The following is a 10,668-nucleotide window of genomic DNA, read 5'->3' on the forward strand; positions in this document are numbered from 1 at the left end:
TCTTAATGAAGGAGTGGAGTTTTCACGAGTTAAAGCGTGTGCCTCGGGCAAACCAATTGCTCGTGGGGATGCCCGACGTTGGCCTCGTCGGTTTAATCGCTTTAACGCATATCGTAAGATCGTTAAAAGCCGAGGTAATAGCCTACGTTGATTCCCCCCACCTCCCTCCCGTGATAATGTACCATGAAGGACGCCCATACCCTGTCATGAGAATCCACTACCACGCGGCGGACAGCAACGGCTACCTCATGCTCGTCAGCGATGTACTCATGAACGTTAGAGGCATTCGATCCTTTGCGCAAACACTCATCGAGTGGGCTCAGAGCAAGGGTATAGAAAGGGTTATCCTGCTGGGGGGCGTGCCAACACCGCAGCGCATGAACTTGAATAAGCCAGCCGTGTACGCGGCCGGCGCGACAGAGAGCGACATCGAAACTATCGAGAGAGCGGGTGTACAGTTATTTAAGGAGGGCTTCGTGAGTGGCCCGTACGCCATGATACTGAAAGAATGCTACGCTAGATCGGTTAAGGGTATTGCTCTAATGGCTGAGTCCTTCCTTAATTACCCCGATCCGGGAGCCGCAGCGGCCGTGATCTCCACGCTAGCCCCACTGACCGGCTTAAAGATCGACGTGGAACCGCTACTCAAGCAAGAGGAGGAGATTAGAGTTAGGCTGCGCGAGACGATGAGGAGGACGATGGAAGCCATGAGAGCTAGCGGAAAAGCCTATGAGTACGCTGTCCCGGCTATGTACATATAGTTGTGGGGTGGTTGCCGTGGAGGAGTGGTTTGAGAGGGAAATGAGGGAGCTGAGGAGGGAGATTAGGAGGTTCATCAAAGAGTTTGAAAGCCTTTTCGAACCGATTTTCGATATTGAACGTGGAGAGGTAGAGCCTCTGCACGAGGTGCATGATGCCGGTGATAGGGTGATCATAAGAGTTGATCTTCCGAAAGCGGCTAAGGATAGCGTTGAAGTTCTAAGGGTTGGTAACCGGTTGCTCGTGAGAGCTAGAATGAGAGAGCCCGTGAAGTTGTGCGACGTCCCCTTCTACGCTAGATGCGAGGTGTCAGGCTACAAGCTTGAGCTCGAACTCCCGCCTGACGCGAACCCTGAGGAGATCACGGCTTCATTCAAAGCTGGCTTCCTCGAGATAATCGTTCCTAGGCAAAAGGTTTACAGAGTAAAGGTAGAGTAGCTATAAGGCACGCAGTGTTTTTACCAGTTCTTCAACGCTTTCCAGCATGCAGATCGCCAGCGGAATGTTCTCCCTCCTTGCTATTTCAACCGCCAGCCTATCGACCTTCTTCACCCCATGCATAACCACTAGAGCAGGCTTTAAGCCGCCCATCCCAGCTTGCATAGCCTTAACGGCTACAATCGGGCTTCTCCCTAAGGTGACTCCTGTGAAGATTGCGGCTCTTTGCGTTGTAGCTCCGTAAAGCCTGATATACTCGACAGCTGGAACCTCTACTACAAGCTTCACGCTATCCACTACGGTGTAGCCTAGAAGAAGCTCCTTCCCGGTTCCAACCACGAGCTCAGCTCCTATCCTCTCGCAGAAGTCCTTGGAAGCTATCGGTTCGTCGAATTCCCTCATATCGATAACAGCTTCCCTGAGCTTAGTGGAACCGATCATGAGGAGGGATAAGCTGCGTAGAGTTGGCGCCCCCCTCCTCTCATCGATCTCGATCAAACCGGACACGAACCTCTTCAAAAAACGCGTACCGGGGAACCTTCTACGGCCGCTCTCGTAATCACTGAGCACAGACGAGGAAACGCCCATAATTTCCGCCAACTCCGTCTGAGTCACTCGGAACTGCTCGCGCCACTTTCGCATCGATTTACCGGGCGAGGGTGACAGTACGATATCGCCGATAATCCTTGCTGCAACCTCCTTCCAGGCTTCCACGCTCACGGGGGATCTTCTGGCAGCAGCTATTTAAGGGGTGCGCATCTCAAGATGCTTGGGCCGTTGTGATGACGCTCGAAAGGTATGAAGAATGATGCTCCCGGGCAAGTCTGACGGCCCAGCACGTTCATCGATCGCCTCCCTATTGTTTAGTGACAAAGTTTTAATTCCCGCTCACCGGGAGAGGCACGATGAAATACAGACTAGCCATTAACGGGTTCGGGAGGATAGGGAGGCTGTTCTTCCGAGCAGCGTTAAAAAACCCGAAGTTCTTCGACACTTACGAGGTTGTAGCTATAAACGACATAGGCTCCCCGAAGATGCTCGCATACCTGCTGAAGTACGACTCAACTTTTGGAAAGCTTCCAAACAAGGTTGAAGCGAAGGATAATAAGATCATCGTCGACGGCAAGGAGCTCCTCGTCCTTAATGAGCCGAACCCAGAGAAGCTACCTTGGAAGGACTTAGGCATCGATGTCGTAATGGAGTCTACCGGGAGGTTCACGGACAGAGAAAAAGCTGCTCTGCACATAAAAGCCGGGGCAAAGAAAGTGGTTGTGACAGCGCCCTCCAAGGGTGCAGACGTGACGATCGTCATGGGTGTAAATCACGACATGTATGATCCGAAGAAGCACGAGGTTATCTCCAACGCTTCCTGCACTACTAACTGCCTTGCCCCGGTATCTTACGTGCTCCTAAAGAAATTCGGGATACAGTGGGGCTTCATGACCACTGTTCACGCGTACACGAACGACCAGCGCGTGCTCGACTTAATACATCCCGAGGACTTCAGGAGGGCGAGGGCGGCCGCCATGAACATCATCCCAACGACCACCGGTGCTGCTAGGGCCATTCACCTGGTCATACCAGAGCTAAAGGGCAAGATGGATGGCATGGCAATGCGAGTACCAGTGCCGAACGTGTCCGTCGTCGACCTCGTGGCCCTCCTCGACAAGGAGGTCACAAAGGAGGAAATGGATGCTGCCTTCAAAGAGGCCTCGGAAACCTACCTGAAGGGGATCCTCGAGTACGTGGATGAACCGATAGTCTCCTCCGACATACTGGGCAACCCGCACTCCGCGATCTACGACGCTCAGGCGAGCATGGTGCTAGGCGGCAAGAGCAACAAGGTGAAAGTGATTGCCTGGTACGACAACGAGTGGGGCTTCAGCTGCAGGCTCGTAGACCTACTGCTCCACATAGCTAGCAAAGGTATCTAAAGCGCGCTCTAAATCAACTCCCACTACTTTTTGTATACGATTTCTCCTGTTGCTAGATTCTTCACCATTACAACTCGATGAAAAGGAACGTAGACTAGTTTAGCGCCGAGACGTACCTCAAAACCTCTTAAGTACACTTTTTCCACCGCGGATCCGCGCACCGTCTCAACGTCGCAACAAGCCCCGCGCGAAGTGAACGAGATTACGAAATCGTCGGCGTTAACGCCGGGATTCCAGCGGAGCCCGAGGAGCAGGTTCCTAAGCGGGTTTGCCCTCGACAACTTCTATCCTCCTCCTGTACACGGTCTCAAGCATCGCTTTAAAACGTCTTTTCCTCCTCAAATTCCTTAAAGCCTGTCTCGCATCATCAACTGCGATCAGTAAGCAATACCCGCGCTCTTCTACTCTACGTGCATCAACGTTCAGGAACTCTTTAACTGCCCACTTCACCTCATCGTAATCCACCTCCACTCTAACGCTTCTACAATCGACCGGGCACCCTGCACAGAAGCGCCCATCGATGAAGTCGAGCCCTGCACAGGGTATTCGATTGCCAGTCCTCAAGTACACGTTAAGCGTGCTAGCACAACATGCACTGTAAAGCGGAATAACCCCAAGCGTTTTCGCCTCTTCTGCAAGCCCCCTCTTAACGTCATTCATGGGTACGCTAAGCTGAGCCCTGCCTTCGGGCGGACGCCTGAGCCTGGACAGTATTCGATCTACGTCAATCCCCGATTTTTCCAGCCTTGATAGAATGCTAGCCGTGACTCGAAGGCTGCCCAGCACGGTGGCAACGGCCCCCCGCTTTTTCGCCTCCCGCATCAACTCGATAGCCTCCTCCTCCAGACCTGGGATCAACGGTCGTAGGAAAAGCATCGGGAAGAGCCCAGCCCTCCGCAGGATGGAGATAGTTTCGAGCCTGCTCTCCGGGTTAGGCGCGGCTGGCTCAAGCTTGCTCCAGTTCTTCAGCGCGATTATCGTCACCAACGGGTTTACGGGAGCCCCGGATACTCCGCCAAGCCTCCGAGCTACCTCCTCGCTCACCACCGCCTTCGTAGATAACTGGAGGGGGTTATGCAAGTACCGGGCAAAGACTTCCACGTACTCGAGAGTCCTCCACGCACCAACCGGGTGCAGAGGCTCGCCTAGGCTACCCAGCGCAATGTACGTTCCGAGCAGGCCGGGGAGGAAGAAGGGGTTGGAAGCTAGAGCCAAGACCATCTCCTCCCCGCTCAAAGCGTAGGGCTGGGCCCGGGCGAAGCTCACCCCCATGTCGGGCAGATAACAGTAAACGCAGCGGAACGTACACCCAAGAACGCTGTGCACCGTAGCCCCGCAGTGCACAGGGTACTTCCTTGCGTGGTAGTCACTTCTCGCCCTTTCAGACCTCTCGTAGCCCAGCTTGCTGGAGAGCACCTCTGCTAACTTCACCTTTTCGTAGAGAAGGTTGCGGATCGAAAGCTTAACGGTGCTCAAGTCAGAAGCACCGGTCTAGTAGCCGGGCCTCTGAGACAGCCTCACCGGAATCGTCATTTGAGCTCGAGGGTACCCCTTCAGCTTCTCCTCCAACTCCTGTACCAGCTTATCGAGCCCCATCTCCTCTATCCCACCGGATCGCCTCCGGACGTTCAGCACTCCTTTTTCAACCTCCCTCGCCCCGATTACGACGATGTAAGGGATCCACTTAACTTCAGCATCCCTAATTTTCTTCGACAGGCTCTCGTCCCTATCGTCGACGTCGGCCCGTATCGCAAGCGAGTTCAGCTTCTCTGCAACTTCGAGTGCGTACCCCGTGTAATCGGAGGATACGGGAATCACGCGGACCTGGACGGGGGAAAGCCATAGGGGGAGTGACGGCTTTCTTCCCTTAGCCTCCTCAGCAGCTGCTGTATCGAAGAGCAGGTAGAGGTAGCGCTCGAGCGACCCGATGATCGCTGTGTGGATGATGACTGGGTACCTTCTAGCCCCGCTTTCATCAGTGTATGTGATCCCGAACCTCTCCGCGTTGCCCACGTCGATCTGGAAGGTCCCGATCTCGCGGGGCCTGCCCAGCTGGTCTATTACGTTGTACTCCACATTGATCACCCAGTAGTACTTGCCCTCAGGAACGAAGTGCAGGAGGGCCGGCTTCCCCTCCCGCGCTACAAGCTCGGCCAAGTAATCCTGGTTTTCAGCCGCGAAACTGCGCGTCAGATTGTATATGGAGACGTAGTCTCTACCCACCTTCCTAACCTCTTCGTAGATCTTCTCATGAACTTTGAGGGAGAGGCGCTTAGCCTCCTCTAAGTCGTGGGTAAGGATGTGCAGGTCCGGCATCAAGAACTTGCGCAACCTGAAGCAGAGGGTGAGCTCGCCAGGCTGCTCGAGCCTGTAGCTGTCGGCCACCTCGAATACCCCGAAGGGGAGGTGCCTGTAGCTGATGTTCCAGTCCCTCAGCATCGCGAACTGCTGGTGGCAGGCCGCGTACCTCAACACGAACTTCTTCTGCCCGACTTCAATGGTATAGAGCCTGTCCCCAAAGAGGTCGGCGTGCTGCTTGACTGCAGGGACGCTCAGATCAAACATGTTTGTACCCCTAACCTTGAAGATTGGTAGGCCCAGCGAGAGGGCGCAGCTCCAAGCGTACTCCGATAGCAGGTCTATCATGATCGAGGCCTCAGGGCCGTACCTCATGTGACCCTGATCCGAGAAAGGCTCCCACTCGATCCCGAACTTCCTGCAGTAGTCCAGGTATTTCGGTTCACCTCCGGCACCACCCTCACCGTAAACCTCCCTACGTACGAGTTGCTTGAAGTCATCCGGCGCCGTGCTCAAATCGAACTCGCGTAAAGGAAGTATGGTGCCCTCCGGCGTTAAAACCGCGTACTCCTCTACAGCCTCTGCGGGCCTTATGGTTCTGGAGAGCTCGGCGAGGGGGTGCCCTACGCAAGAGATGGTAAAGCGCTTGTACCACCCGAATGGAGCTCTTGAAACTTCGAAGCCGCGCCCCTCGAGCGCGGATGCTAGCTCCTTTAGGGCCTTCAATGCAACGGTTGGCTTCGCTAGATCGCTCGAAAGGTGCGCGTATGGGTAGATCACAACCCTCTTTACAGCGAGCTTCTGGGCCACGCCCTCGATCTCATCAGCGGCCCTGGAAACTACCCAAGCCAGATTGGCCTCGTCGACACCCTCGACAGTAACGAAGCAGACGAGCGCGTTCTCAACTCTCCCTCTCCCGCCGCTCTCGCCCAGCTCTTCCGCCTCCTCCAGCGCCCTCTGTCGAACTTCGTACTCGAAACGCTCAGCGTGTATCAGCAGGAGCCTCAAGACCTACACCTCCCCCTCGTAGTCAAGCCCCACTCTCTTAAGCTTCCTCCGGAGATCCGCGTACCTCGTCTCCATCTTCGCAGCCTCCTCATCGATCGGCGGCTTCCTGTCCTTCCTCTCAACCATGAGGCTGCAGGTTCCGTCAGGCAGAAGGGCATGCCTTATGCAGACAGCGAACTGGCACCTCCAACCGATACACCTATCGCCAGTCCACTCACAGAGTGCCTCCAACCGATCCCTCCTCCTCCTAATAACGAGAGAGTTTTTGGTGCACTTGAAAGCCCGGAAGGGGCATTGGGGGGTACACTCAGTTGAAAACACTCGCCCCCACCTCTCCTTTTACAGCCACTTCTTCCGCTTCATCTGTTAAAACTTTCGCTCAGGAGGCACAGCCGGGAAGCAAGTTCAGCGAACCCCCTCGCTTTGAGAAACTCCAGCGCCTCGGCCAGCGCGGGTCCGGACTGGGCACCACGCCTGGCGACTTTTATCGCGGCGCAAGCGTTTGCGAACGTCAAAGCCTCGCGGCACTCCAGCCCCAGTAACACGGCCAATGTGAACGCTGCGTCGAAGACGTCGCCCGCGCCCGTAGTGTCTACAGCAGCAACCTTGAATGCTTCAGCCTCGCAAAACACCCCTCTAACCCAAGCCATCGAGCCCCGCGAACCCCTCTTCACAACGACTATCGGAATTATGCGCCTTAGCACCTCCAACTCGTTTCCAGCACCGCTGCTGGCCAATACTGATGCTTCGGCTTCGTTCAGGAAGAGGACATCGACTAGTTTCACGGCTTCGAGGATCCTATCGAAGCCCGATCTTACATACGTCCCTCCCGGATCGTACGAAGCGAAAGCACCTAGCCTCTTCGCTTCGCTGAAGACCTCAGCAGCTAGATCCGGTGGTACGGACGCCGCGTGAACCCAATCCGTAGGAGGGAGGCGCCCCTCCCTGACCGCTTTTCGGAGATGGGCGTTGGCCCCCTTGTGGATGATCATCGTGCGCTCCCCCTTTGAGTCCACGATCACGATGGCGGTGCCGGTCTGCTCTTCCACGCGCTTGACGCAGGAGGTGTCAACCCCAGCCCCCTCTAAGAGCTTCAGGAGCCGTTCGCCCTCTTCGTCGCTACCCACGCAGCCGTAGAGCACCGCTCTCGCTCCCAGCTTTGCGGCCGCGACCGCGTAATTGGCTGCAGCGCCTCCAGGGCTCCTCGCGAGGACCCTAGCCTCCACTCTCCCACCCGCTTCCGGAAACTCGTCGACGTACACAAGCAGGTCGATGTTGACGTTGCCGACCGATACCACTCTCACGCGTCAAGCAAGCTCAGGGCGGTATTTACGCTTGCCCGCCGAGAGCTCAGTTTTTATACTCGGTGAACGCATGAAGGATCCGTGGAGGATCAGCGTCTAAGGCGTCTAGCCGAGGCAAAGTCCTACCTCCAAAGGAGGATCGAGGAGCTGGAGGGGGAGCTCGAGCTGCTCAAGCTTCTAGTAAACATCGTCGACGCGGCACTCTCTCAGGAGAGCTTCGTGCGAGCCTCCGAGCTCCCACGCGAAGCGCCAGCCGGCTACGAGGCCCCAACCCGCCCGGAGCCCTCTGGCATGGGTTCGCTGATCTCGGAGTCGTCGATCGTGTCGAGGGAGGGGCGTGAAATGGCGAAGTTCTCGGTGTACGAGAGGGGCATCGTGATAAAACCCGTGATAGAGCTGCCGCTGGATTCACCGCCCCTGAGGAGCTTCTTCGTCGCGAAGATCCTCGACGGGTACAAGAAGAAGGATGAGGAACTCGTCCGAGCGGGGGAGCTGGATAGCGAGGAAGCATTCGACTACGGGATCGAGGAGGAGGGCGGTCTCGTAAAGGAGATCAGAATCAGGAACTACAGGGATAAGAGGAGGCTTGACGAGATCAGGAGCGCACTCCGCTGGACCCTAAACAGGGTGCTGGAGAGAATGACCGGCTCTTCGGGGGCTTAGGCGGCTTCGCTGGGTGGAGCCTTCGGTAGCGCGACCTTCTTCTGCCGCTTGTACATTTCCACCAGCTCCTCCTCCGTTGTCGCATCCTCCGGGCTCTTGTCGAACCTGTACCTTCCTGTAAACCTGGGGAAGCGGATGGCGAGGCCCGCGTCGGGTTTCACTCTGCCCAGCGCGCACGTGTGCATGGGGCTGAGCGTTATCTCCGCACCCACGATCTCCAAGACGACGGCGGGGGTGAACCAGACGTCGGCCTCCATCTTCGATACAACCCTGGGGTGCTTGTGGTCTATCCTGTAGGGCTCGAGGATCTTAGGCAGCTGGAGCAGATCCTCGTCCGAGAAACCACTGCCCACCTTGCACACGGTCTTGAAAACGTCCTCCTCCGGGCTGTACGCTGCCATCAGGAGCGCTCCGTAGGTCCCCGCTCTCTTCCCCCTACCGTAGAACGCACCGACCACGACGAGATCAACGGTGTCTGTCATCTCGTACCTGTAGTCCCTCTTGAACTTGATCCAGAGCCAGCCGCGCGCACCCATCTGGTAGATCGATTCCCCGCCCAACGATTTGCACATGAGGCCCTCGCAGCCCTCCGCCACAGCCTCCTCAAAGAACCTCATCAACTCCTCCGGTTCCTTAACGATGGACGACTTGGCCAGCCTGAACCGCTCGCTCTCCTCGATCACCTCTGCCAGCCTCCTCCTCCTTTCCGCTAGCGGGGTGTCGATTAGGCTCTCTCCGTCGACGTAGAGGAGGTCGAAGAGGTACACGGCGACGGGGTACTTCTCCATGGCCTCCTCGATATCGTACTTCCTCCTCCTATGCATCAGCTCCTGGAAGGGTAGCATCTCGCCGGTATCGGGGTTTAGCGCGACAATCTCACCCTCGAGGATTGCCTCCCTCGCCCTCACGTAACGCCTCACCAAATCGACGACATCCGGGTAGTGGCTCGTGATGTTCTCCAGCCTTCTACTGAAGAGCTTGACTTCCTCACGCTCCTTGTGAGCCTGAACCCTCTCACCGTCGTACTTGTACTCGACGAGGCAGGAGCCCCCCAGCTTGGCGATGATCTCGGCAGGGTCGCTCAGCCGCTCGGCCAGCATCGGTTTGACCGGTATGCCCACCCTGATTCTGACATCCTTCAAACCTTCGGGGCCGCGCTCCGCCAGCAGCTTAGCTATGTAGCCCAGGTCAGGGTGTACGTTGTAAGCCCTTTCAACAGCCGCTCTCGCGGCCCTGGAGCCCGTGAAGGCCAAAGCAAGCGCGTCCAGGATCGTCATGTCCGCAACGCCCAGCCTCAGCTTCCCGGTGACCATCCTCAGCAGGTACCTCGCCTCCTTCGGGTTGGCGCTCTTCAACAGTGCAGCGAGCGTCGCTATCTTCGTGTCTTGAGCCCCGGGGCCCGAGGCTCGGGCGATCTTGAGGAGGGAATCGTACACCCTGCCCACGGTTAGAGCCTTAGCCTGAATCTCCTCCCCCACGCCGAAGAAATCGAGTATGGAGGAGGGCTTACCCCTCTTCATCAGCTCCTCAGCCGCCAGCCCGAGGTCCCCCAACCTCTTGTAAGCGGCTTCCACCTCCTTCAAGCTCACACCGAGAGCCAAAGCAACAGCTCTTATCGCCAGCTTCTCCGCCACGCCCAGCTCCGGCGCCTCGTAGTCGGGGCCCAAGACGCCTCGCGTGAGGTAAACCAGCTTATCGATCACCTCGGGGGGAGTCTTCTTGAAGAGCGAAACGAGTAGATCCGTCATCGCAAGCCGGCTGCTCGTAGCCTCGATGCGCTCGTAGAACTCCACCAACGTTGAAAACTCCAGATCAGCCATAGGGTCCCATTGATTCAACGATCCCTCAGCTCTTATCCTTAACTCTGCTCACCTCCTCTTCCCGCAGGGCGGTTTGCTTGGGTCAGCCACAGCCACCCTGAGCAGAAGGCACCTCGACGCCTTGGCGTCGTAGAACAGGCAGCCTACGCAAACCCCTGTCGCCGGCTCAGGGGGGAGGGAGGGGGGCGGAGCCCTCCTGGCAACCCCGAAGAGTTCCTGGAGCTCCTCCTTCGTCGGGAATCGGCCCTCGAACAGTTTCTCTCCGCCAACGACTAGTGCCGGCAGCGAACCTACTCTGTACTTTTTGAACTCCTCAACGTACTGGCTCCCGTAAAGCCCCTCCAGGAACTCTAGGAAGGATGGGTACTCCCTCGGATCAGTGATGCCGGCGGTAACCACCCTCAGCTTCGCCTGCCTCCCCGAGGCTTTGAGAACCTCGTAAAC

Annotated in this window: 12 protein-coding genes; 4 read left to right on the top strand and 8 right to left on the bottom strand. The window is 56.9% G+C overall.

Annotated features, from left to right (window positions below; translation table 11 throughout):
* Window positions 1-5 precede the first annotated feature (5 nt).
* Together QXF46_02470 and QXF46_02475 are read left to right on the top strand one after the other, a co-directional pair.
* Complete coding sequence (locus QXF46_02470; GenBank protein MEM0225721.1) at window positions 6-761, top strand: proteasome assembly chaperone family protein; 756 nt, start codon at window positions 6-8, stop codon at window positions 759-761.
* Window positions 762-777: 16 nt separating this feature from the next.
* A complete protein-coding gene (locus tag QXF46_02475; protein ID MEM0225722.1) occupies window positions 778-1,197 on the top strand; it encodes an Hsp20/alpha crystallin family protein in 420 nt (139 codons plus the stop codon).
* Here the strand turns inward: QXF46_02475 and QXF46_02480 are convergent, their stop codons facing one another.
* Window positions 1,198-1,917 carry a helix-turn-helix domain-containing protein gene (locus tag QXF46_02480; GenBank protein ID MEM0225723.1) on the bottom strand — a complete coding sequence of 240 codons (720 nt, stop codon included), beginning with the start codon at window positions 1,915-1,917 and terminating at the stop codon, window positions 1,198-1,200.
* A 185-nt stretch (window positions 1,918-2,102) separates the two neighbouring features.
* Between QXF46_02480 and gap the strand changes: the two genes are divergently transcribed.
* Window positions 2,103-3,131, top strand: coding sequence for a type I glyceraldehyde-3-phosphate dehydrogenase (gene gap / locus QXF46_02485; protein MEM0225724.1), 1,029 nt, complete (start codon window positions 2,103-2,105; stop codon window positions 3,129-3,131).
* 23 nt (window positions 3,132-3,154) lie between these two features.
* Here the strand turns inward: gap and QXF46_02490 are convergent, their stop codons facing one another.
* From QXF46_02490 to QXF46_02510, 5 genes are all read right to left on the bottom strand, one after another.
* Complete coding sequence (locus QXF46_02490; GenBank protein MEM0225725.1) at window positions 3,155-3,412, bottom strand: RNA repair domain-containing protein; 258 nt, start codon at window positions 3,410-3,412, stop codon at window positions 3,155-3,157.
* A complete protein-coding gene (locus QXF46_02495) occupies window positions 3,390-4,607 on the bottom strand; it encodes a radical SAM protein (protein MEM0225726.1) in 1,218 nt (405 codons plus the stop codon). Before QXF46_02495 ends, QXF46_02490 begins: the two co-directional genes overlap by 23 nt.
* Before the next feature lie 15 nt (window positions 4,608-4,622).
* Window positions 4,623-6,437, bottom strand: a complete 1,815-nt coding sequence (locus tag QXF46_02500) for a threonine--tRNA ligase (protein ID MEM0225727.1) — start codon at window positions 6,435-6,437, stop codon at window positions 4,623-4,625.
* Between the two features lie 3 nt (window positions 6,438-6,440).
* Entirely contained in the window at window positions 6,441-6,668 is a 228-nt protein-coding gene (locus QXF46_02505) for a hypothetical protein (protein MEM0225728.1), read from the bottom strand.
* A 128-nt stretch (window positions 6,669-6,796) separates the two neighbouring features.
* Window positions 6,797-7,741 (bottom strand): carbohydrate kinase family protein, encoded by a 945-nt coding sequence (locus tag QXF46_02510; GenBank protein ID MEM0225729.1) that lies wholly within the window; start codon window positions 7,739-7,741, stop codon window positions 6,797-6,799.
* A gap of 81 nt (window positions 7,742-7,822) precedes the next feature.
* Here QXF46_02510 and QXF46_02515 point away from each other — a divergent pair, with 81 nt between their 5' ends.
* Window positions 7,823-8,404: a hypothetical protein gene (locus QXF46_02515; GenBank protein ID MEM0225730.1), complete on the top strand. Its 582-nt coding sequence runs from the start codon at window positions 7,823-7,825 to the stop codon at window positions 8,402-8,404.
* Here the strand turns inward: QXF46_02515 and QXF46_02520 are convergent.
* The gene (locus QXF46_02520; protein MEM0225731.1) at window positions 8,401-10,224 is read right to left on the bottom strand and encodes an ATP-dependent DNA ligase; all 1,824 of its coding nucleotides are present in this window, start codon (window positions 10,222-10,224) and stop codon (window positions 8,401-8,403) included. The two genes, QXF46_02515 and QXF46_02520, sit on opposite strands and share 4 nt — an antisense overlap.
* A 48-nt stretch (window positions 10,225-10,272) precedes the next feature.
* A partial coding sequence (locus QXF46_02525; GenBank protein MEM0225732.1) for a thioredoxin family protein occupies window positions 10,273-10,668 on the bottom strand: 396 nt, incomplete at its 5' end.

This window comes from Thermofilaceae archaeon (genome assembly GCA_038731975.1).
Lineage (GTDB): Archaea > Thermoproteota > Thermoprotei > Thermofilales > Thermofilaceae > JANXEW01.